The 20,746-nt window shown below is 67.7% G+C and carries 23 protein-coding genes; 10 read left to right on the forward strand and 13 right to left on the reverse strand.

The annotated features are described in order from the left end of the window. Positions 1-14: 14 nt before the first annotated feature. Together ACZY0X_RS02545 and ACZY0X_RS02550 are read left to right on the forward strand one after the other, a co-directional pair. Positions 15-1,124, forward strand: coding sequence for an Rv2629 family ribosome hibernation factor (locus ACZY0X_RS02545; protein ID WP_463768017.1), 1,110 nt, complete (start codon positions 15-17; stop codon positions 1,122-1,124). Between the two features lie 32 nt (positions 1,125-1,156). Beyond that, positions 1,157-2,605: a lipase maturation factor family protein gene (locus tag ACZY0X_RS02550; protein WP_463768018.1), complete on the forward strand. Its 1,449-nt coding sequence runs from the start codon at positions 1,157-1,159 to the stop codon at positions 2,603-2,605. A 27-nt stretch (positions 2,606-2,632) separates the two neighbouring features. Here the strand turns inward: ACZY0X_RS02550 and ACZY0X_RS02555 are convergent, their stop codons facing one another. After that, positions 2,633-2,941 (reverse strand): hypothetical protein, encoded by a 309-nt coding sequence (locus tag ACZY0X_RS02555; RefSeq protein WP_463768019.1) that lies wholly within the window; start codon positions 2,939-2,941, stop codon positions 2,633-2,635. A gap of 130 nt (positions 2,942-3,071) precedes the next feature. Here ACZY0X_RS02555 and ACZY0X_RS02560 point away from each other — a divergent pair, with 130 nt between their 5' ends. The 3 genes from ACZY0X_RS02560 to ACZY0X_RS02570 all read left to right on the forward strand — a co-directional run bounded on the left by ACZY0X_RS02560 (position 3,072) and on the right by ACZY0X_RS02570 (position 5,545). After that, positions 3,072-4,067, forward strand: a complete 996-nt coding sequence (locus ACZY0X_RS02560; protein ID WP_463768020.1) for an NAD(P)/FAD-dependent oxidoreductase — start codon at positions 3,072-3,074, stop codon at positions 4,065-4,067. Between the two features lie 73 nt (positions 4,068-4,140). After that, on the forward strand, positions 4,141-4,824 hold the full coding sequence (gene phoU, locus ACZY0X_RS02565) for a phosphate signaling complex protein PhoU (RefSeq protein ID WP_463768021.1): 684 nt from the start codon (positions 4,141-4,143) through the stop codon (positions 4,822-4,824). Positions 4,825-4,987: 163 nt separating this feature from the next. Continuing rightward, positions 4,988-5,545, forward strand: coding sequence for a hemerythrin domain-containing protein (locus ACZY0X_RS02570; RefSeq protein WP_463768022.1), 558 nt, complete (start codon positions 4,988-4,990; stop codon positions 5,543-5,545). Between the two features lie 22 nt (positions 5,546-5,567). On the opposite strand, the gene ACZY0X_RS02575 is transcribed toward ACZY0X_RS02570, so the two are convergent. Together ACZY0X_RS02575 and ACZY0X_RS02580 are read right to left on the reverse strand one after the other, a co-directional pair. Next, a complete protein-coding gene (locus ACZY0X_RS02575; RefSeq protein WP_463768023.1) occupies positions 5,568-6,212 on the reverse strand; it encodes a PAS and ANTAR domain-containing protein in 645 nt (214 codons plus the stop codon). An 87-nt stretch (positions 6,213-6,299) separates the two neighbouring features. Continuing rightward, on the reverse strand, positions 6,300-7,085 hold the full coding sequence (locus ACZY0X_RS02580) for an endonuclease/exonuclease/phosphatase family protein (protein WP_463768024.1): 786 nt from the start codon (positions 7,083-7,085) through the stop codon (positions 6,300-6,302). Positions 7,086-7,133: 48 nt separating this feature from the next. Here ACZY0X_RS02580 and ACZY0X_RS02585 point away from each other — a divergent pair, with 48 nt between their 5' ends. Then, a complete protein-coding gene (locus ACZY0X_RS02585; RefSeq protein WP_463768026.1) occupies positions 7,134-7,694 on the forward strand; it encodes a hypothetical protein in 561 nt (186 codons plus the stop codon). A 7-nt stretch (positions 7,695-7,701) separates the two neighbouring features. On the opposite strand, the gene ACZY0X_RS02590 is transcribed toward ACZY0X_RS02585, so the two are convergent. After that, positions 7,702-9,228: an FAD-dependent monooxygenase gene (locus ACZY0X_RS02590; RefSeq protein WP_463768027.1), complete on the reverse strand. Its 1,527-nt coding sequence runs from the start codon at positions 9,226-9,228 to the stop codon at positions 7,702-7,704. A 209-nt stretch (positions 9,229-9,437) separates the two neighbouring features. Between ACZY0X_RS02590 and ACZY0X_RS02595 the strand changes: the two genes are divergently transcribed. Beyond that, positions 9,438-9,635 (forward strand): hypothetical protein, encoded by a 198-nt coding sequence (locus ACZY0X_RS02595; protein ID WP_463768028.1) that lies wholly within the window; start codon positions 9,438-9,440, stop codon positions 9,633-9,635. A gap of 35 nt (positions 9,636-9,670) precedes the next feature. Here the strand turns inward: ACZY0X_RS02595 and ACZY0X_RS02600 are convergent, their stop codons facing one another. Then, positions 9,671-10,852 (reverse strand): zinc-dependent alcohol dehydrogenase, encoded by a 1,182-nt coding sequence (locus tag ACZY0X_RS02600; protein ID WP_463768029.1) that lies wholly within the window; start codon positions 10,850-10,852, stop codon positions 9,671-9,673. Between the two features lie 220 nt (positions 10,853-11,072). Between ACZY0X_RS02600 and ACZY0X_RS02605 the strand changes: the two genes are divergently transcribed. Continuing rightward, the gene (locus tag ACZY0X_RS02605) at positions 11,073-12,392 is read left to right on the forward strand and encodes a hypothetical protein (protein WP_463768740.1); all 1,320 of its coding nucleotides are present in this window, start codon (positions 11,073-11,075) and stop codon (positions 12,390-12,392) included. Here the strand turns inward: ACZY0X_RS02605 and ACZY0X_RS02610 are convergent. The 5 genes from ACZY0X_RS02610 to ACZY0X_RS02630 are packed head-to-tail and all read right to left on the reverse strand — an operon-like array spanning position 12,318 to position 15,837. Continuing rightward, complete coding sequence (locus ACZY0X_RS02610) at positions 12,318-12,785, reverse strand: hypothetical protein (protein WP_463768030.1); 468 nt, start codon at positions 12,783-12,785, stop codon at positions 12,318-12,320. The two genes, ACZY0X_RS02605 and ACZY0X_RS02610, sit on opposite strands and share 75 nt — an antisense overlap. Continuing rightward, entirely contained in the window at positions 12,785-13,891 is a 1,107-nt protein-coding gene (locus ACZY0X_RS02615) for a molybdopterin-dependent oxidoreductase (RefSeq protein WP_463768031.1), read from the reverse strand. Before ACZY0X_RS02615 ends, ACZY0X_RS02610 begins: the two co-directional genes overlap by 1 nt. After that, positions 13,888-14,514 carry a class I SAM-dependent methyltransferase gene (locus ACZY0X_RS02620; protein ID WP_354524930.1) on the reverse strand — a complete coding sequence of 209 codons (627 nt, stop codon included), beginning with the start codon at positions 14,512-14,514 and terminating at the stop codon, positions 13,888-13,890. The genes ACZY0X_RS02615 and ACZY0X_RS02620 overlap by 4 nt, the downstream gene beginning before the upstream one ends. Position 14,515: 1 nt before the next feature. Next, positions 14,516-15,184 carry a TIGR04282 family arsenosugar biosynthesis glycosyltransferase gene (locus ACZY0X_RS02625; RefSeq protein WP_463768032.1) on the reverse strand — a complete coding sequence of 223 codons (669 nt, stop codon included), beginning with the start codon at positions 15,182-15,184 and terminating at the stop codon, positions 14,516-14,518. Then, positions 15,181-15,837, reverse strand: a complete 657-nt coding sequence (locus tag ACZY0X_RS02630; RefSeq protein WP_463768033.1) for a glycosyltransferase — start codon at positions 15,835-15,837, stop codon at positions 15,181-15,183. Before ACZY0X_RS02630 ends, ACZY0X_RS02625 begins: the two co-directional genes overlap by 4 nt. A gap of 102 nt (positions 15,838-15,939) precedes the next feature. Between ACZY0X_RS02630 and ACZY0X_RS02635 the strand changes: the two genes are divergently transcribed. Together ACZY0X_RS02635 and ACZY0X_RS02640 are read left to right on the forward strand one after the other, a co-directional pair. Further along, on the forward strand, positions 15,940-16,629 hold the full coding sequence (locus tag ACZY0X_RS02635) for a response regulator transcription factor (protein WP_463768034.1): 690 nt from the start codon (positions 15,940-15,942) through the stop codon (positions 16,627-16,629). After that, positions 16,616-17,644 (forward strand): sensor histidine kinase, encoded by a 1,029-nt coding sequence (locus tag ACZY0X_RS02640; RefSeq protein WP_463768035.1) that lies wholly within the window; start codon positions 16,616-16,618, stop codon positions 17,642-17,644. The genes ACZY0X_RS02635 and ACZY0X_RS02640 overlap by 14 nt, the downstream gene beginning before the upstream one ends. Before the next feature lie 7 nt (positions 17,645-17,651). Here the strand turns inward: ACZY0X_RS02640 and ACZY0X_RS02645 are convergent, their stop codons facing one another. The 3 genes from ACZY0X_RS02645 to ACZY0X_RS02655 all read right to left on the reverse strand — a co-directional run bounded on the left by ACZY0X_RS02645 (position 17,652) and on the right by ACZY0X_RS02655 (position 20,678). Beyond that, positions 17,652-18,779 (reverse strand): nitronate monooxygenase, encoded by a 1,128-nt coding sequence (locus ACZY0X_RS02645; RefSeq protein ID WP_463768036.1) that lies wholly within the window; start codon positions 18,777-18,779, stop codon positions 17,652-17,654. 76 nt (positions 18,780-18,855) lie between these two features. Then, a complete protein-coding gene (locus ACZY0X_RS02650) occupies positions 18,856-19,887 on the reverse strand; it encodes an NAD-dependent epimerase/dehydratase family protein (protein ID WP_463768037.1) in 1,032 nt (343 codons plus the stop codon). Beyond that, positions 19,884-20,678, reverse strand: a complete 795-nt coding sequence (locus ACZY0X_RS02655) for an S-methyl-5'-thioadenosine phosphorylase (RefSeq protein WP_463768038.1) — start codon at positions 20,676-20,678, stop codon at positions 19,884-19,886. Before ACZY0X_RS02655 ends, ACZY0X_RS02650 begins: the two co-directional genes overlap by 4 nt. Between the last annotated feature and the right edge of the window lie 68 nt (positions 20,679-20,746).

Genomic DNA, 20,746 nt, shown 5'->3' on the forward strand with positions numbered 1-20,746 from the left:
GATGAGGCAGAGACATGAAATCCGATCGCTTCCGGATGCTCGCGAAGGCGCAGGGACCGTTCGCGTCCGTCTATTTCGACGACTCACACGACACCCCGGACGCCCGCGCCCGCCTGGAGCTGCAGTGGAATCACCTAGAAACCCAGCTCACCCGTCACGGCGCCCAAACGGCACTGGTGCGCCGCATCCGCCGGGCCTATGACGGTGTCCCGTCAGCTGTGGGCAGAAGTGGCATGGCCATTGTCGCCGGCGATGACGTCATGGTCACCCAACGACTGGACCACGTTCCGGAGTACATGACCGTCCGCGTCGCCGAGTGGCCGTACCTGATCCCGATCGTCGAGCATTCCGCGGCGCCGGCGACCTACCTCGTGGCGATCGTCGATCACGTCGGCGCCGATATCGCCGTCCACCACGCGGGGCAGGTTCACACGGAGAGCATCGAGGGCGGTGAGTACCCCGTCCACAAGGCATCGGGAGCGGAGACCCCCGGCTTTGGCGATCCACAACCACGCGCCGAGGAGGCCGCACGGAGAAACATCCGCACAGTCGTCGAGCGTGTCACCACCCTGGTCGACGAGTTCGATCCCGAGGCGGTGTTCGTGGTTGGGGAGGTGCGCTCGCGCAACGACTTCGTCACCGCGTCGCCCAAACGCGTCGCCGAGCGCGCCGTCCAGGCGAACATCGGCGCACGGCACGGTGTCGACAACGCCGTGTTGAACGAGTTCGTCACACAGTACTTCGAAATGGACCACGCCGAGTCCGATGACGCTGTACTGCAACGCTTTCAGGCGGAACTCCACCGTGCCTCCGGCTTGGCGACCGAGGGCATCCCCGGGGTATGCGCCGCGCTGCGGGACGGTGCGGTTCAGACCCTGCTCATCGGCAATCTTGGCGATGCGACCGTGCTGGTCGGAGACTGCAGGTCCATAGTGGCGCCGGACGCGGACGTGCTGTCGGAGCTGGGTTCGAAGTCCGCGACGACTGTTCGCGCCGACGAGGCGCTGCCGCTCGCCGCCATCGCCATCGACGCAGATCTCGTCGCGGTGGGCGACAGCGCGACACCGCGAGACGGCATCGGCGCGGTGCTGCGATACGCGCCCCGGACCTCGGCGGCGACGTGATGTCCATCATCGGGGAGACCCGGGGTTGACCGATGGACTGGCTCGCGGCGCCGGAGTCATGGTGGGCCAGACTCGTCATGGAGCGAGGTATCGCAGCCGTGTACGTCGTCGCGTTCCTGTGCGCCGCGCTCCAGTTCCGGGGCCTGATGGGCAGCCACGGCATGACACCGGTGCCGAGATTCCTGTTGCACCGACGCTTCCGCGCCACGCCGAGCATCTTTCACCTGTTCTACTCGGACCGCTTCTTCGCGACCGTGTGCTGGACGGGTGTTGCCGTCTCCACCGCCATGGTCCTGGGCCTGGCTGACGCGGTGCCGCTGTGGGCGGCGATGGCACTGTGGCTGGCCCTCTGGATGGCGTATCTGTCGATCGTCAACGTCGGGCAGGTGTGGTACTCGTTCGGCTGGGAGTCGCTGCTGTTGGAAGCCGGGTTCCTCGTGATCTTCCTCGGCAACGACGAGACGGCGCCTCCTGTCCTCGTGCTGTGGCTCGCTGCGTGGCTGTTGTTCCGCGTCGAGTTCGGCGCGGGCATGATCAAGGTCCGCGGCGACAGATGCTGGCGTGATCTGACGTGTCTGTACTACCACCACGAGACCCAGCCGATGCCGGGGCCGCTCAGCTGGTTCTTTCACCGGATGCCGAAACCGTTGCACCGCATCGAGGTTGCGGGAAACCATGTGGCGCAGTTGGTAGTGCCGTTCGGTCTCTTCTTCCCGCAACCCGTGGCTACCGCGGCGGCGATCGTCATCGTGGTCACCCAGTTGTGGCTGGTGGCGTCGGGGAACTTCGCCTGGCTCAACTGGGTGACGATCATCCTGGCATTCAGTGCGATCGATGATGGGTTCTTCGCCACCGTGCTCGGGGCGACACCGCCGCCCGAGCACCCGGAAGCTCTGCCGACCTGGTTCGCCGTGGCGGTCATCGCCTACACCGCGCTAGTGGCGGTGCTGAGCTGGCGTCCCGCCCGAAACCTGGTGTCACGTCGGCAGCGGATGAACAGCACGTTTGACCCATTTCACCTGGTGAACGCCTACGGCGCGTTCGGGAGCGTGAGCAAGGTCCGCCGGGAGGTCGTCTTCGAGGGCACCGTGAGCACCCACATCGACGGGCACACCGAATGGCGAGAGTACGGGTTCAGAGGCAAGCCCGGCGACGTCGCACGGACACCGCGGCAGTGGAGCCCCTACCACTTGCGACTGGACTGGTTGATGTGGTTCGCGGCGCTCTCTCCGTCCTACGCCGACCCCTGGATCGGACGCTTCTGCCAGGGCCTCCTGACCAATGCCACCGACATCGTGAAACTGCTGCGCGACAACCCCTTTCCCGACGACCCGCCGACATACGTCCGCGCCGTTCTCTACAGGTATCGCTTCACCACAGCGCGCGAGTTGATCGAGGAGCGCGCCTGGTGGCACCGCGAACCAATAGGCGAATACCTCGCACCCGTCGGCATCGACGAGTTACGGAGGTTGGTGCCGTGACGGCTCCCGGCCAGCCGCTCATGCCACCTATCCGAGAATGGCCGCCGCGGGAACCCCGAACGTCAGCATGGACGCCGTGAGAAGAAACCAGCCGGCGCCCTGCCAGATGGGCCACGTGCGCTGCGCCCGCCAGTCCCGATACGTCTTGACGAATGCCCCCAGCGCCCCGAGGAACAGGACCGCGGGCGTAGCCACCGCGACAGCGATCCGGTCGCGATCACCGAGCGCGTAGATGGCGAAGACGACGCAGGCGCAGGCCACAACCGTCGCCACATAAGTGATCGCCGACCCCACCGCGTGGGGATCGTGCCATCGCTTCTCGACATCATTGGTCACCTAACACCACCACCTCGATGGTGTGCAGCGTCGACGAGGGCGTCGACTAGAGAAGTCACTGACTGATCCATGTTCATCGGATACCCGACTGGCATCGTTATGAAGCCCCACCTCGGGGTACCCGCCAGCCATGCCGGTTCCTGGATTGATCGTCATCGGCAGCGGGCCTGCGGGGGTCGCTGCCGCGGAAGCCTTTCGCGACGGCGACCCCGACACCCACCGCGTGATGATCGACGGCGTGCCCCGCGAGTACACGGCGCTGGTGCTGGCCACCGGGTCGGCTCCCACACCGCTGCCGGTGCCCGGCGGCGAGCACGCGCTGTCACTGCGGTCCTTGGCCGACGCTCGTCGACTGCGCCAGTCGGCGATGTTCGCGAAGTCGGCAGTTGTGATCGGATCCGGTTTCATCGGCTGCGAGGCCGCCGCATCGCTTGCCATGCAGGACATTCCGGTCACGGTGATCGCACCCGAGCGGCTACCCCAGCAGAAACGTCTCGGTGCCGCGGCCGGAGATCGGCTGCGCCAACTCGTCGAGCAGGCGGGCGCGCGTCACGCGGGCGGCGCCTCCGTGCAGGGAATCGAGCGGAGAGATGACCGGCTGGTGGTCAGTGTGAGCGATGGCGTCACGATCGACTGCGAGTTGGTGCTCGCCGCCACCGGAGTGCACCCGCAGTCCGGCCTCGCGACGTCAGCGGGGCTGAAGGTCGACGACGACGGCCGGATCGTCGTCGACGCCGACGCCCGCTCGTCGGCGCCTGACGTGTATGCCGCCGGGGACGTCGCGCTGATGGGAAACGATGCGGCGGGCCGTCACATCGCGGTCGAGCACTGGCAGGACGCCGAGGATCAGGGTGCGATCGCGGGGACTAACGCGGCCGGCGGGCAGCGGCGCTGGGCGGACGTGCCCGGCTTCTGGTCCACCATCGGCGACGCGACCATCAAGTACCACGCCTGGGGCGACGGGTATGACGCAGAACGCCTCGTCGACCGCCACGACGGGTTCGCCGTCTGGTACGTGCGGGGCGGGGTCGCCGTGGGCGTCCTCACCTGCAATTCCGACGACGATTACGACGAGGGCGAAGCACTCATCCGGGTGGGCAAGCCACCGCCGCTGGCGGTCTCGTGATTGTCGCTGTGATCGACGTTTGAAATGGGGCGCGGCGGGTACCTTCCGCTATCACGGCACAGACGGGAGGCTCATGCGTACCGAATTCCATGCCGAGCTGGACCGTCTGACGGCCGAACTCGGTGAGATGTGCGGCGCAGCGGGCACCATCATGCAGAGTGCGACCGTGGCGCTGGTGGACGCCGACCTGCCATCCGCGGAACGGGTCGACCGCGAACTCGCGCACCTTGACGTTTTGGACGCCCGGGTCCAAGACCGCGCGTTCGCGTTGCTGGCGCTTCAGGCGCCCGTCGCGCGGGATTTACGGACCATCGTGTCGGGGATCCAGATCGCCGCGGACGCGGACCGCATGGGCGGCCTCGCTGCCCACGTGGCCAAGATCGCGCGGCGGCACCACCCCGCGTCGGCCGTGCCGCACCCTGCCGGCGAGTACTTCGTCCAGATGGGCGGTATCGCAGTCGGATTGGCCGAGCGCGTGCAGACCGCGGTGTTGACCGGGAACGTCGAGCAGGCCCGTCTCATCCAGGAGGGCGACGAGGTCATGAACGACCTGCATCGCCGCCTGTTCGGCGTGCTGACCGACCATCGGTGGCCGCATGGCATCGCGGCGGCGGGCGACGTCGTGCTGCTCGGCAGGTTCTACGAACGCTTCGCAGACCATGCCGTGGCGATAGCGCGGCGCATCGAGTTTCAGACCACGGGTCGCACGCCCAATCGTTTTGACGACACCTCACCCGTTGTCCAGATCCACCGCTGACAGGGAGAACCACGCCGACTCGGAATACGTTGCGGCCGCGATATTTTGCACTTTGGGCCTCACTTCGGTTTCCGCCGCGACGCTCGCGGGTAACTCGGCAGATGTCGGTACACAACTCGGTGCCGCTCACCAAACATCACCGCCCGCGGGAGGAAGATCTGCCATGGCCATCACCACGCCCGGTGACGTTGTCACCTATCTCACGGATCAGCACGAGGCGATCAAGGCGCTGTTCATACAGACACTCGACGCGAAGAACGCAGCAGATCAGCAGGCGTCGTTCACACGGTTGCGCACACTGCTGGCCGTGCACGAGACGGCCGAGGAGATGATGATCCACCCCCGCGTCCGGCGCAAGATCGAGGGTGGCGAAGCGGTGGTCGCAGCCCGACTCACCGAGGAGCACGACGCCAAGATCGCTCTCGGCAACCTGGAGCGAATTCCGTGCGGCACCGCCGAGTTCAGCAAGGAACTCATTCACCTGCAGAGAGCTGTGATCGAGCACGCCGAACGCGAGGAAGCCGAGGAGTTCACCCTGCTGGGCGAGCAGCTCGACGCCGACGAACTCGCCAAGCTCACGACCGCCGTCCAGGTCGCAGAACGTATCGCGCCGACACATCCGCATGCCGGCGTGGAGTCCGGCTTCGCCAACTTCGCGGTAGGCCCCTTCGCATCACTAGTCGACCGGGCCCGCGACGCGCTACGCGGTAGTGCCGTCTGAGTTCCGGCCTGCGCTGGATGGGTCAGTCTGGTGTCCGCTCGTGCACCGTGAGCAGCACGTGATCGACGGCCGATCTCGTTCTGCGATCCATGGGCTGCTCGCAGAGTTCCTGAACGAACCCCTCCGCGATCTTTCGGAGCTTGACGTTGGTCACCTGCGAGCGCCAGGTCAGCACCTTGAATGCCTGATCGGCTGACACCCGATAAGCCATCCGGATGATGCCGATCGCCTGGTTGATGATCGCGCGGCGCTCCTCGACCTCAGCGACAGCCTCCGTGACCGAGCGTTGCACATCGGCGTCCAAACTCTCGGTGATGTCGATGTAGAAGCCCGTCGTCCCGAGAACCTCGCCGGACGCGCCGCGCAGTTGATCGCCCACCACCACGACGACGTGCTCGTTTCCCGCCGTGTCGATGATGCGGTGCCTGCTGCTGAAGGCCGCTCCGTGCTGCAGGACCCGGTCGATCACCTCTGCCACGGCAGGCTTGTCGTCAGGATGCTTGTGGGACAGGATCAGCTCGGTCGTCGGAGTGATCTCACCTGGCGCATAACCGTGCATGCGGGCCACCGCGTCCGACCACTCCCAGCGCCCGGCAGCCGTCAGGTATTGGAAGCTTCCGACGCGTGCGAATCCATCCGTGTCGGAATTCGACGATCCGTTGCCCACGGCAGAAGCAATACCACATCGACCTGGGCACCATCCGCGATCGTGTTTACCGGCGGTAGCTCGGGCCCCATCGCAGCACCCCGCTGCTCAACCCGAGGTGCTCGACCGAGAGGGAGACAAAACGTCGACGATGAGTGGCCGGTGATCGGAGATCGGCATCAGCGGTGCGGTGCAGCCCGCAGCGACGAACCTCGGGTCGTCGGTCAGCACGTGATCGAGTTGGCGGTTGGGTTCGTTGGCGGGAAATGTCGGCGCCGTGGCCAGGGCCCGCATACCCGACCAGCGCGTCACCGACCCCTCAGTCATATTGAGATCGCCCACCAGCAGGCGCGGCCCCGGCATGCCGCGTAGGTCACGGACGAGGCTGCGCAGCTGACGGCGGTTCCACCCCGGGACGAACGACAGATGCGTGTTGGCCACTGTCACCGGGCCGATCGGGGTCTCGAACTGGCCGATAACCGCAGCGCGCGGCTCCTCGTCGACGATCATCACCCGACGCGGCCCGGGCAGATACATCGGGAACCTCATCGGTATCCGCGGCAACCGCACCACCTGCCACGACGCTGCAGGGTGGCGCGACAGCAGCGCTATGCCATAGGCGGCCGTGCCGGGCTGCTCGTCCCCGGTGGCTGCCATCCAGGTGGCGCCGGGTGTGCCGGAGATGGCGGCGACGAAGCGATGGCTGGTCGCACCCATCGCCTCGGCGGCGACGGCCGTGAGGTCCGCCATGCCGGACCGCTCCTGCACATGGTCAACCTCTTGCAGGGCAAGGATGTCGGCGTCAATTCGGCGCACACAGTCGGCCAGCCTGTCGACGTCGACACCGTCACCGACGGTTCTGCCGTGAAGGATGTTGAATGTCGCGATCCGCACGGGGTATTACGTACCCACGATGACGCCGACACACCCTCGGGAGACACGATGCTCGCCCATGAAGACGCCCTTCGCGACGCCCTGCGCCTAGCGGCGTCCGCACTGCGCGCCCACGGTCCCGAGTTCGCATTGGCGGGCAGCTACGCCCTGTGGGTGCACGGCGCACCGGAGCCCGTCCACGACGCCGACGTCGTGGTGGCCGAGGCCGACGTGGAACACGCCGTCGCCACACTCGCCGACGCCGGCTTCGAGATCATCCGCACACCCGAGGACTGGTTGTTCAAGGCCACGATGAACTCGGCACTCGTCGACGTGCTGCACCGCGTGAACGGGGTCGTCGTGGACTCCGCCCTTATCGCCGCGGCCGACGTCCTCGACGTGCTCGCCATCCCCATGCACGTCCTGCCACCGACCGTCGTCCTCACGCAGAAGCTGAAGTCATTGCACGAACACCACTGCGATTTCGAAGCGCTACTGCCCGCTGCGCGTGCGGTCCGCGAACGGGTGGACTGGTCGACTCTGCGGGCCGAAACCAAGGACAACGACTTCGCGTCCGCGTTTCTGTTTCTGCTCGACCGTCTCGGCATCACCGAAATGCCGCCCGGCTGAGGCTCCTTCAGCCCACTGGGGCGCCGAACCAGTCCGACAACGCCTGCCGCAGTGACGGCACTGCGGTGACTGTGGCTTCGCCTGTGCCTGCGGCCCAGGCGATCTGGGCATCCGGCCGGATCAGCAGCGCATCAGCCGGTCGACCATCGGACGGCGCCGGGTGCAGATCAACCCGATGCGCCCAGTCCCCTGCGGCCTCGCGCAGGTCCGCGCGGTCGGCGAAGTCGACGAGAACGGGCCGCGTCGTGCGCACCAGTTCGGCGACGCCGGTGGTGTCGGGCCCGAACGTGCCAGCCAGCGCGTGGTGACCGGATCCGGGCACCGGATAGCGGACGTCGCATCCCGCAAGGAGGGCGCTCATCCGGTGCAGTGGCGCTTCGTCAACGAGCAACTCGGAGAAGAGATCCCGCAGCGCCACGGCGGCTGGATCGTGTCCACGCCGCAGCGCCACCTGGGCCTGGGTGTGCAGCAGCGTGCGGGTGCCTGCGAGATGACGCTCGTCGTGATAGGTGTCCAGCAGTCCTGCGGGTGCCCAGCCATCGATGTCGGCGGCCAGCTTCCAGGCCAGGTTGACCGCGTCCATCATGCCCGCGTTGACCGCCACGCCCGGTGCCGGGAACAGATGGGCCGCATCGCCTGCCAGAAATATCCTGCCGTCGCGGTAACGCTGCGCGTGCCGGGCATGGAAGGTGAAGCGCGTCAGCCGAGTCGGCTCGCCAAGGGGCACGTCTGCCCCGAGCACCCGGCGGATGCTGTCCCGGAATTCGGTGACTGTCATCGGCGTGTCTGTCTCATCCTCCGCGGCATAGTCGCGGTTGTCCTCCTCGTTGGTGTAGACGCCCAGATCACCTGGTGTGTAGGAGGCGATCGCGAACTCACCGCGCTCCGTTCGGGTGAAGCCCGAACGGAGCCGGCCGAGACCTGGGATGTCATAGTCGCCGTCGTCGCGCAGCGTCACCGAATCGGGCATGGTGAACTGGCCCAATCGGTTCACCTCCGGATAGGTGAGGCCAGGAAACCCGATGCCGACCATCTCGCGTACCGGGCTGTGCGCGCCGTCGCAGCCCACGAGATAGCGCGCGGTCACCCGGTATGGGCCATCAGGCCCACGTACGTCCGCGATCACCGCGTTCGCGTCCTGGTTCACCGCGACCACCTCATGCCCACGACGGATGTCGGCGCCGAGTTCGGTGCCGATGTCCGCGAGCAGCCGTTCGAGATCGGGTTGCGGGAGACGCAGCGCCTGCATCGGGGACTCGGTGAGCGAGGTGAAGTCCATGTGCAGACCGCCGAAGGGGAATCGGGGAGTCGGGCGGGGATGTCCACTGGCGGCCTCGAAGCGCTCGATCAGGCCTCGATAGCGCAGCAGTTGCAGAATCTGCCCGCCCAGACCGCCGGCCTTCGGGACCTCTCGGACCCGGGGCAGCCGGTCCAAGACCAGCGGCCGCACACCCGCCGCGCCCAGTTCCGCTGCCAACGTCAGGCCGGTCGGGGCCGCGCCCACGATGATCACGTCGGTATCGAAATCTGGCATTCACACACTCCATTTCCGCAGGTTCTGGCTTCGGCGTGCGATTCTGCGGCACAACCGGGGTCTTGCCGCAAGCCCCCCGGTGAGCTATAAGTTGAAGGTGAGGGCAAGACAGCTCCGCCCCCGTACCCCGTTTCTGCACCGATTGACAGGCCGCGAAACGGGGTAATCGGAGCCCACATCAGGCCGTGAGGCCAGGGAGGGCGGAAGCTATGACCACGAGAGGCACAACGGTCACCGTCGAGTACGGCATTCAGACACCGAACAGCAAGACAGTCCTGGTGGTCACCGAGGATCTCAGCGAGGCTGTGAGCACCCTCAATATGCTCGGATCCGGCACACTCATCCGGCGCACGGTCCGATGCAGCCCGTGGCGCGCCGTCGACGACGGGTTGCACGAAGCGGTCTGAGATCTGCTGCGTTCAGCCCGAACCCACTGTCGTGGTTAGGGTCTGAGCATCACCTTGACCGCGCCATCGGCCTTCTTCTGGAAGATGTCGTAGCCGTGGGCGGCATCGTCGAGCGGTAGAACATGACTGGCGAACGTGTCAACGCCGAGCGGGTCCTCATCGGTCAGCAGCGGCATGATGTCATCCACCCACCTCTTGACGTTCGCCTGACCCATCCGCAGTTGTATCTGCTTGTCGAACAACGTGAGCATGGGCAGCGGGTCGGCCATCCCGCCGTACACGCCGATGAGTGAGATGGTTCCGCCGCGACGGACGATGTCGATCGCGGAGTAGAGGGCGTCGAGGCGGTCTACGCCCGCCTTCTGCAGCATGGGCTTGGCGAGGGCGTTGGGGAGCACGGACGTGAGCTGCTGGGCCGCCTTGGCGATCGGCGAGCCATGCGCCTCCATCCCGACCGCGTCAATGACCGAATCGGTTCCCCGCCCGTCTGTCATGTCCCTGATCACATCCCCGACCGGGGCATCGAGTGATCTCAGGTCGAGCGTGCAGATACCGAATGCCTCTGCCCGGGTCAGCCTTTCGGTCACCCGATCCACCGCGATGACGCGGTACCCGAGGTGGTGAGCGATACGGGCCGCCATATCCCCGATCGGGCCGAGCCCCAAAACCGTGACGGACCCGCCATCGGGAACGTCGGCATACGCGACCGCCTGCCACGCGGTCGGAAGCACGTCGGAGAGATACACGTACCGCGCGTCGGCCGGCCCGACCGGAACCTTGATGTGGGTGAACTGCGCCTGCGGGACGCGGAGCAACTCCGCCTGCCCGCCGGGCACTGAGCCGTACAGCTCCGAGTAGCCGAACAGCGCGGCGCCCATGCCCTGATCTCGCACCTGAGTCGTCTCGCACTGGGTGTACAACTGCATATCGCACATGAAGCAGTGGCCACAGGACATCTGGAACGGGATTACCACGCGGTCACCAACCTTTAGGTTCTCCACGTCAGACCCCACGTCGGCAACGATGCCCATCGGTTCGTGTCCGAGGATGTCACCGGGACGCATGAACGCCCCCAGTATCTCGTACAGGTGCAGGTCGGACCCGCAGATGTTGGTCGATGTCACCTCGATGATGGCATCGGTGCCCACTTCGATCTTGGGGTCCGGCACCGTCTCGACACGTACATCGCGTTTCCCGTGCCAGGTGACTGCCCTCATCATGCGCTCCTGTCCTTCGGTCGGCACCTCACAGGTCGCCATACCCGGTGCGGGGCAACGCAAACAGCCTTGACTCGCCCGCCCAACGTGAAGACGATCGCGAGATCGGTCGAGTTCTTCGCAAACGAGCTCACGCTCGGCTTGGTCCTACTCAACCTAGGGTGAGGGTGTGAAGCACTCCGGCCGCGCATTCGCCCGCCGCGACGTCGTGGCCGTCACGATGGCCCTCCTGCTGGTGGTGGCGGCGTTCGTCGTACCCCATCTCAACCTGGGCATCGTCACGCCTTTGATCAATGCCACACCCCAGCGATTGCGGGCCTTCGCAGACACCGCCCCGATTTTCGGCTGGTGGAACGCCCACGTCGGATGGGGCACCGCGCCTGCGATCGTGATCGGTGCGGCCGCCGTGCTGGCCGGCCAGTCGGTCGCGCAGCGACTGCCCTGGCGCACCGTGCCCTGGGTGACGTGGGCGACGTCGTGCGCGTGGGCGTTCTCGCTGGCGATGATCGACGGCTGGCAGCGCGGATTCGCCGGCCGCCTCGCCGCCCGCCACGAGTACCTGCGCCAGGTCCCGACTGTCGACGATATCCCCGAGGCGGTCCGCACCTTCGCCGGCCGCATCCTCGACTTCCAGCCGGACTCGTGGATCACCCACGTATCCGGTCATCCCCCCGGCGCACTGCTGACATTCGTCTGGCTGGACCGCATCGGCCTCGGTGGTGGAGCGTGGGCGGGTGCGCTGTGCCTGCTGGTCGGCTCCAGCGCGGCCGCCGCAATCGTGGTGGCGGTGCGAGCGCTGGCAGATGAGTCCACCGCCCGGCTGGCAGCGCCTTTCGTCGCCGTTGCGCCGACCGCCATCTGGATCGCGGTCTCGGCCGACGGCTACTTCGCGGGCGTTGCCGCCTGGGGTCTCGCACTGCTGGCACTGGCCGTCCGCGGCACGACGCGCCTGCCGGTGCTCACCGCCGCGGGCGCCGGCCTCCTTCTGGGCTGGGCCATCTTCCTCAACTACGGCATCGGCCTCATGGCACTGCCCGCCGTCGCGGTTCTGCTGTCCGCCAAGGACCTCCGCGCCGCGCTGCGGGCCCTCATCCCCGCGGTGCTGATGGCGCTCGCCGTCGTCGGGGTGTTCGCCCTGGCCGGTTTCTGGTGGTTCGAGGGCTATCACCTGGTGCAGGAACGCTATTGGCAGGGTATCGCGTTGGACCGCGCATTCCAGTACTGGTCGTGGGGGAACCTGGCGGCGGTGGTCTGTGCGATCGGACTGGGCACGGTGGCCGGTATCGGCCGGGCGTTCGACATCGCGGCGATCAGACGCCGCTCGGGCCTGCACCTGGTGGTCCTCGGCGCGCTGCTGGCAATCGTGTGCGCAGATCTGAGCATGCTGAGCAAGGCCGAGGTAGAACGCATCTGGCTGCCGTTCACGGTCTGGTTGACGGCGGCGCCCGCCCTGTTACCGCCGCGATCACACCGGTGGTGGCTGGCTCTCAACGTCATCGGCGCGCTGGCGCTCAACCATCTCATCCTGACGAACTGGTAGTACCCGCGTGAGCAGGTAGTACAGCGGCACGCACGCCCATACGACGGCGATCGCGATCCAGAATCCCCGCGGATAGTCGCGGTCGAGCACTGTCATGTTGTCGGCGTGCGCGCCGGGCCTGGTGTAGACCGGGATCGCCAGCAGCACAAGCACGCAACTGCACAGTCCGGCCACTGACACCGGCGTCCACCACCGGCCGCGAAAGAGCCGGCGACCCGCAAGGCCGAGAGCCGCGGCCACCGGCGCGAACACGAAGTCGTGCAGCACCGCACCGACCACCGCCCAGACCGCGATGCGCACCATCACCTCGATGGGGTTCTCGAAGAGCAGCACCACACCGTAGGCGCCGATCGCGATGCCGATGACGACCAGCGCCGCTCGCGCCGTTCGCATCAGAGCACCTCGATCCGGGACAGCCACTTCGTCTGCAACACACCGGGTCTCGTCGGCGCGATAAGCCTGCAGGGGTAGCCGTGATCGATGTCGAGTACCTCGCCGTTCAGTTTGAGCGCGATCAGGGTCTGCTCATCACGTGAGTGGCGGGCGGGCAACGTGGTCCGCGAGTATGGACCCGGCGGTTCCAAGGAGATCATCCGGACGTCGGAGTCCGGATCGGCATCCACCGCCCGAATCAGCTCGCCCAGTGTCACTCCCGTCCACTCCGCGTCGGCACTCCAGCCCTCGACGCACGAGATCGGCAGCCGGTGCGTCGTCTGCGGCATGGCCTGCAGGTCACCGAGGGAGAACGCCCTGGTGGTTGATCCGTTGGCGACCGTCAGCCGGTACTCCGGCGCCCGCGCACTGGCCAGCACACCGGCCGCGAATGCCGACCGGTTGATCGGAACCCCCTGCGGTCCCTCGCCGGAACGCGGGGCCAGGACCGACACCCTGCGCAGCCACGGGACGGTCTGACCGACGGTGACCAGCGTTGCCAAACCCGCAGCCAGGCCCGCGCCCACGAGCACGGTGCGCCTGCTCGGCCCGATGGCGCCACCACTTGGCACGTCGCTCTCCAACGGTTCACCGAGCGCCTGGCGGATCACCGGGAGCTTCACCCCGATGTGTACGACGAGCGCACCGAACGCCACCCACGCCATCGCGTAATGACTCGTGGTGAAGAAGAACCCGAAGGGATACCAGTGCGCCGTGTTCACCAGGCCGGTGCTGAGCTGAAAGACCATCGCCGCGACAAGCACCAGAATGGAGCCACGCTCGAGCACGCGGGCCGGCCCGCCGATGATCGGCCGCTCGAACAACTTCGGCCACACCGACCACAGCTTGACGATGAGCAGCGGGATCGCCGCGATCCCGGTGGCGACGTGCAGACCCTGAGTGAGGCGGTACAGCCACACCGGCCGCGTCGGCCAGTAGAACCACGGTTGGGGGTGCTGGATGAAATGGCTTATCAGACCGGTGAGAAAGCACGTCGCGATCGCGACGCCGAGCGCGACCCCCACCCGCGCCGTCACCGCGGTGCGGCGTGACGCCGACGGAGTCACGCCGCGGCCAGCGTGGCGAGCACCCGTCCTCCGATGCGGTCCACGGCCGACAGGGTCAGCCCGACCTCGTCTGCGACCCGCCGTGCACCGTCGAGGCCCACCGTCGCCCAGCGAAACCACGGCCCGATGGTGCGCGATGACTCCAGCCGAACCCACCGCACGATGACGTCCTCGGTCTTCTCATCGATCTCGGTGACGCAGCGGCCGCCGGCTCTGAGGAGTTCACCTGCCCGATGCAGCACGCGGCGGGGATCACCGGTCAGCCCGACGTTTCCGTCGGCGAGGAGCACCGTCGACCAGCGACCTGTGCCGGGCAGCGGGTCGAAGACGTCTCGCCGCAGCGCGGGTGCACCACGGCGGCGGGCCAACTCGACGGCGGTCGCCGACTGATCCACACCGAGCGCGGGCACGCCGCGCCTCACCAGATGTGCGACGAACCGCCCCGGCCCGCAACCGAGGTCGATCGTCGGGCCGTCGCACAGTCCCAGGACCGCGTTGTCGAACGCGTTGTCAGCGCGTCGGCCCAGCCAGCGGTGCACGGGCAGCCCGTGCACGCTGCCGTCGTCATGCCGGAGCCAACATCTCTCACCTGTCAGTGCCTCGTCGTAGAGATTGCCGAACATGTCATACCCCCGCTGCTTGCGATGCGCGATGGAAACGTCCATCCGGCCTGCACACTCGTCGCACGGCGGCGAGATCCTCGATGGTGTCGACATCGGCCAGTTCGGGCACCAGTTCCACCTCAGCCCCGGCGTCGCGCAGGGCGGCAAGCGTGAGCGCACCGGTGTCCGACGTCGACATCGGTACGTTGCGAAGGCACTGGGCCAGGCTCGGCGTGGAAACGCCAAGCACCCACCACCCACCGTCGGTCGCCATGCCCAACACCGCGTCGGTGCCCAGCAGCGTCACCGCCGTCTCGGCGAGGAGATCATCGCTGACCTGCGGGGTGTCCATCCCGATCTGCAGGACGGGCAGGCCGGGGCAGATCCGCGCGGCGTCGGCGTGGGCGTTGGCCAGGCGTTCGGCGAAATCGGCTCCACGCTGTTCCACCACCGTGAAGCCGGTGAGCCGCTGCGTGATCTCGACCCCACGGCATGCGGCCGACAAGTCCCCCGTCAGCGCCACGACCCGGCTCACCACGGGCGTGTCCGCCACGGCGTCCAGGGTGTCCAACAGGGCCGCCGCGGCGACGTCAGCCGCGAGCTGCGCACCGAGGTTCCTGGCCAGGCGGGTCTTGGCCAGGCCAGGCACCGGGGCCTTGGCAACCACCAGCACGGTCACCTGAAGCGTCATGAGATCACCCGCCAGAAGTCAAGGGCCGCAACCACACTGCCTCGCAGCGAGCCACTGACCTTCGACTTGCCGCCGGTGCGCGAGCCGTAGGGCACGTCGCGCTCCACCACACTCCAGCCCGCGGCGGCCGCCCGGACCAGTAATTCCAGCGGGTACCCAGACCTCCGGTCGGCTACACCCAGCGCCAGCAAAGCGTCCCTGCGGGCCACCCGCATGGGTGCGATGTCGTGCACATCGATGCCGTGCCGCTGGCGCAGCCGCCAGCACACCGCGGCCGTGCCCAGCCGCGCGTGCCACGGCCATCTAGTGGTCGGCAGGGGCCTGCGCCGCCCCACCGCCATATCGGCCCCGGCCACGACCGCGGCCACCAATGCGGGGAGATCGCCGGGGTCCATCGAACCGTCCCCGTCGATGACCGCCACCAATGGCGTGTTCGCGGCGACGACCCCGGCGTGGACGGCGGCGCCGTAGCCGGGCTGCCTCTCGCGGACCACCTCGGCACCGCACCGTCTGGCCACCTCAGCGGTGCTGTCGGTGCTGTTGTTGTCGACGACCAGCGGCACATAACCCTCCGGGATGGCGGCGAGCACGCCGGGCAACGACTGCGCCTCGTTGAGGCAGGGCAGCACCACCGTGACCTGACACCGGTTCACAAGCCCGAGGCTAGCCGCGCTGCCCGGTGTGCAAACCCCTGACCGCTGACGAATCCGTGACGTCCATGCAGGTGGTGGCCATGCGGGGCTAGGTTGGACGTTGTGACCCGTGTGCTGATCGCCGACGACGACATCGTCGTGCGCGATGTGGTGCGCCGCTATCTCGAGCGGGACGGCCTCGCCGTGACGGTCGCGAAGGACGGTCACGAGGCGCTACGCGCACTCGGTTCGGAGCAGATCGACGTAGCGGTGCTCGACGTGATGATGCCGGGTCCCAGCGGCCTCGCGCTCTGCCAGGCACTGCGCGAACGCGGCGGCTACACCGTCCCCGTCATCCTGCTGACCGCACTCGGCGAGGAGGACGACCGCATTGCCGGTCTCGAGGCCGGCGCGGACGACTATCTCACCAAACCGTTCAGCCCACGCGAGTTAGCGTTGCGGGTCCGCTCGGTGCTGCGCCGCTCCCCCGGCTCCGCCGATGCCCCGCAGGTGGTGGTGAGCGTGGGCGATATGACGGTCTCGGCGGCGGCGCGGTCGGTGCTCATCCGGCAGCAGCCGATCAGCCTGACCAACCGTGAGTTCGACCTGCTCCTGTTCTTCCTCACCCACACCGGCACCGTCTTCAGCCGCGAGGAACTTCTGAAGCGGGTGTGGCAGTGGGACTTCGGTGATCTGTCGACCGTCACGGTGCACGTCAAGCGGCTGCGCTCGAAACTCGGTGACGAACACCGCGTGCAGACGGTCTGGGGACGTGGCTACATGTGGAGCCGGGCACCGGATGCAATCGACTGACCTGTGGGGGATCGTCGTCATCGCGCTGGCGTGCTCGGTGCCGGTCGTCGCGGTGGGCGCCATAGTGATTCGTCTCGCGCGGTCGTGGTCGCTGGCGGTCAGCATGGTGGTCCTCGCCCTGATCCCCACGGTGGCCACGTTCACCGGATTCCTCGGCGCCAGCGGCTTCATGTTGTCGGACGGTTTCGAGCGCATCGTCGTGGTGCTCGTCATCGTCTCGGTCGTCACCATTCCGGCCGCCATCATGCTGGCGCGTTATCAGGCCCGGCGGATGGTGTGGGAGCGGGAGATCCGCGACTCCGAGCAGGCCGCCGAGCAGTCCCGGCGCCGCCTGGTCGCCTTCGTCAGCCATGACCTGCGCACGCCGCTGGCCGGTATCCGCGCGGTGTCTGAGGCCATCGCCGACGGCGTGGTCGCCGACGATGAGGTGCGCGCGCACGCCAAGCACATCGAACACGAGACCATCCGGCTCTCGGAGATGGTCGATGACCTGTTCGAGATGTCGAAGATCAACGCTGGCGCAGTCCAACCCGCCTATGACCGAGTCGCACTCGACGAGGTCGTCGATGACGTTCTCGCCGCGCATCGCATCGCCGCCGAGCGGGCAGGCGTCATGCTGCGCTCCGACGTACCCGCCGATCCCGTCCGGGTTATTGGCAGCGACAGGGCCCTGGTGCGGGTGCTGTCGAACTTCGTGGCCAACGCCATCGCGCACACCCCGGAGGGCGGCACCGTGGAACTCGCGATCGGCGCCGACGAGCGCGGGGCCTGGGCGCGGGTCGACGACACCGGCGTCGGCATCGACGAAGCCGACCTGACCCGCGTCTTCGACATCGCCTACCGGGGCTCCAACGATCGGGTGCCCCGTTCGGACGCCTCACTGCCCAGCGGCTCAGGGCTCGGCCTGGCGATCGCCGCGGGCCTGGTTCAGGCGCACCACGGCACGGTGTCGGCCTACAACCTGGACACGGGTGCCCGGTTCGAGGTTCGGCTGCCGCTGGCCGGCGGCGAGTGAGACATATCTAGTCCGGCAGTGTGCCGCTCAGCCGCTCGGCGGCCGCCAGGTAGTCGTCGATGAACTCCAGCACCACCTCGCGCGCGGGTTTGACCTTGTTCATCATCCCGACGCCCTGCCCGACGAAGTAGGTGGCCAGCTCCTGCGCACCGGGGTGGCCCTGTTCGGCGAGGGTGTCGATACGGCGCAGCACCGGCTCGGCCAACATCGACTGCAGCGGAAGCGGTAGCGGCTGGCGGCCATCGGCGTGGGGTTGCCACGCATCGGTCCAGTCCGAAACCAGCTGGCGCGAGGGCTTTCCCGTGCGTCCCGCGGAACGCACGGTGTCGCGGGACGTGGCGGCGAGCATCTTCTGCACGGTGTGCGGTGCGGTCTCGGCCTCCTCGGTGGTCAGCCAGACCGAACCGGTCCAGGCGCCCGCGGCACCCATCGCGACCACGGCGGCCATCTGTCGGCCGGTGACTATCCCGCCCGCGGCGAGGACGGGCACATTCGCACCAGCCTGCTCGATGGCGTCGAGTACTTCGGGGATCAGCACCAGGGTGCTCACCTCACCGCAGTGTCCGCCGGCCTCGGTGCCCTGGGCCACGATGAGGTCGACGCCCGCGGCCACCTGTTTGAGGGCGTGTTCCTTGGCGCCGACCAGGGCGGCGACCGGGACGCCGCGCTCGCGACCCGCCTCGATCATGTAGTCCGGCGGCACCCCGAGCGCGTTCGCAATCAGCTTGATGGGGTGGCTCATCGCCACGTCGAGAAGTTCGGGGCCGGTATCGCCGGACAGCATGGTGCCACCCAGCCGCGGCGACGCCTCGGGCTCGATACCGTGCGCCGACAGCAGCGTCGCCACGAACTGGCGGTCGTCATCGGAGATGCGGCGGGCGAGGTCGTCACGGGTCAGGCCTTCGCCCTTGCCCTCGAACTTGGCGGGCACGATGATGTCGGCACCATAGGGCTTACCGTGCACGTGGTCATCGATCCAGGACAGCTCGCGGTCCAGCTGCTCGGGGGTGTACGCCGTCGCACCCAGCACACCGAAGCCGCCGGCGTTGGTGACCGCGGCGACGACGTCGCGGCAGTGGCTGAACGCGAACAGCGGAAAGTCGATGCCGAATTGTTGACAGATGTCGAGTTTCACATCGTCAGTATGCGCACCCCGTCGCTTCGCTCGCCCAGAATGCGCACCCCCTCGCTTCGCTCGCCCAGAAAATGCCTCAGCCCCGCAACGGCGCGAACGCGAACTCCGCCAGTCCGTCGCGCGGATCGATCGCCGCGCGGAATCCCAGCACGTCAGCGGCCCGCTCCGGGTCGGCGACGATATGCCTGACGTCACCGCTGCGGTAGTCACCGGTCACGACCGGCGGTGCCGCGTCGCGGGCCTCACAGAGCCTGCTCGCCACATCGAGGATCGACACGGGCCTGCCCGAGCACACGTTGAATGCGGCGAACCCATCCCGCTGCGCCGAGACGGCCGCGACGTTGGCCGCCGCGACGTCGTCGACGTGCACGAAGTCGCGCATCTGGCCGCCGTCCTCGAAAACTCTTGGCGGCTCACCTCGTTCGATGGACGACCGGAAGATAGCCGCGACGCCCGAGTACGGGGTGTCGCGCGGCATGTGAGGTCCGTAGACATTGTGATAGCGCAGTGCGACAACGGAACCGCCGGTCGCCTCGGCCCACGCCAGCGCGTAGTGCTCCTGGGCCACCTTGCTGGCCGCGTAGAGGCTGCGCGGCCGCAGCGGGGCGTCCTCCCCCACCAGCCGCCACTGCAGTGGCTCACCACCGATGGGGCACCGATGATCGAAGGCCCCGGCGTCGAGGTCGGCGCGCGTGCGCGGTAGCGGGTCGACGGCGCCGTGCTCGGGACAGTCGTAGCCGCCCTGGCCGTAGACCACCATTGACGAGGCCAGCACCAGCCTGCGGCAGCCCGCCGCGAACATCTCGGCCAGCAGCACCGTGGTGCCGAAGTCGTTGTGGCTGCCGTAGTTCGGTGCGTCGGCGGCGTCAACGCCCGCGCCGACCACGGCCGCCTGGTGACAGACCACGTCGACCCCAGGAAGCAGCGAGGCCAGACCCGACGGGTCCCGGACGTCCACCTCCAGCACGCCGTCGGGCGGTGCCGAGGTATCGCCGTGCGCAGCGCTGAGCATGGCGTCCATCGCGATGACCTCGTGCCCGGCGGCGGTGAGCGCGGCGCGTATCCGCGACCCGATGAACCCGGCGGCGCCGGTCAGCAGGACCCTCACGGCAGTTCGAACGGAAGGTCCACACCGTCGTGAGCAAGACAGTGCGTGCAGGTGCGCTCCGCATCCACCTGAGCGATGGCCTCGTGCAGCAGCTGTTTGAACGGCACCAGGTTCCGTTGGAACTCCGCGAACACATCGACGGTCGTGACGCCCGACCCCGCCTCGATGCCCGCATCCAGATCAGTGACCAATGCGATGGCGGCGTAACACATCTCGAGTTCGCGGGCGAGCACTGCCTCGGGGTATCCGGTCATGTTGACCAAGCTGAAGCCCTGATCGGCGAACCACTTGCTCTCCGCACGGGTGGAGAACCGGGGACCCTGGATGACGACCATGGTGCCGCCGTCGATCACCCCGGGCAGGCCGGTCGCGGCCCCTCGCAGCGTCGGGCAGTAGGGGTCGGCGAACCCGACGTGAATGCCGCCGGAGTCGAAGTACGTGTCCAGCCGTGCCCTGGTGCGGTCGACGAGCTGGTCGGGCACCACCATCGCGCCGGGCCCCAGCTCGGGGGTCAGGCTGCCGACCGCGCACGGGCCGAACACGCGTCGCACGCCGAGCGCTCGCAGCGCCCACATGTTCGCGCGGTACGGCACGGTGTGCGGGGAGTACTCGTGACCGACGCCGTGCCGCGGCAGAAACGCCACCTCGTGCCCGCCGACCTCGCCCACCGTGATGGGCGCACTCGGCGCCCCGTACGGGGTGTCCAGGTCGACACTGCGCGCCTCTGGTCCGAAGAACGAGTAGAAACCACTGCCACCGATGATTCCAAGCACCCGATTAGCCCCTCGCATCCGCGGTCATTGGTCCATTGTCCTGCATCCCCGGCGTCGACGGCCCGCCCGCAATGCGAGGATGACGC

It is taken from the genome of Mycobacterium sp. IDUB_39 (assembly GCF_055419205.1).

Coding starts and splice junctions, on each gene's coding strand:
- ACZY0X_RS02545 (WP_463768017.1), top strand. CDS start 15: ATGAAATCCGATCGCTTCCGGATGCTCGCGAAGGCGCAGGGACCGTTC.
- ACZY0X_RS02550 (WP_463768018.1), top strand. CDS start 1,157: ATGGACTGGCTCGCGGCGCCGGAGTCATGGTGGGCCAGACTCGTCATG.
- ACZY0X_RS02560 (WP_463768020.1), top strand. CDS start 3,072: ATGCCGGTTCCTGGATTGATCGTCATCGGCAGCGGGCCTGCGGGGGTC.
- phoU (WP_463768021.1), top strand. CDS start 4,141: ATGCGTACCGAATTCCATGCCGAGCTGGACCGTCTGACGGCCGAACTC.
- ACZY0X_RS02570 (WP_463768022.1), top strand. CDS start 4,988: ATGGCCATCACCACGCCCGGTGACGTTGTCACCTATCTCACGGATCAG.
- ACZY0X_RS02585 (WP_463768026.1), top strand. CDS start 7,134: ATGCTCGCCCATGAAGACGCCCTTCGCGACGCCCTGCGCCTAGCGGCG.
- ACZY0X_RS02590 (WP_463768027.1), bottom strand. CDS start 9,228: ATGCCAGATTTCGATACCGACGTGATCATCGTGGGCGCGGCCCCGACC.
- ACZY0X_RS02595 (WP_463768028.1), top strand. CDS start 9,438: ATGACCACGAGAGGCACAACGGTCACCGTCGAGTACGGCATTCAGACA.
- ACZY0X_RS02600 (WP_463768029.1), bottom strand. CDS start 10,852: ATGAGGGCAGTCACCTGGCACGGGAAACGCGATGTACGTGTCGAGACG.
- ACZY0X_RS02605 (WP_463768740.1), top strand. CDS start 11,073: ATGGCCCTCCTGCTGGTGGTGGCGGCGTTCGTCGTACCCCATCTCAAC.
- ACZY0X_RS02610 (WP_463768030.1), bottom strand. CDS start 12,785: ATGCGAACGGCGCGAGCGGCGCTGGTCGTCATCGGCATCGCGATCGGC.
- ACZY0X_RS02620 (WP_354524930.1), bottom strand. CDS start 14,514: ATGTTCGGCAATCTCTACGACGAGGCACTGACAGGTGAGAGATGTTGG.
- ACZY0X_RS02625 (WP_463768032.1), bottom strand. CDS start 15,184: ATGACGCTTCAGGTGACCGTGCTGGTGGTTGCCAAGGCCCCGGTGCCT.
- ACZY0X_RS02640 (WP_463768035.1), top strand. CDS start 16,616: ATGCAATCGACTGACCTGTGGGGGATCGTCGTCATCGCGCTGGCGTGC.
- ACZY0X_RS02655 (WP_463768038.1), bottom strand. CDS start 20,678: ATGCGAGGGGCTAATCGGGTGCTTGGAATCATCGGTGGCAGTGGTTTC.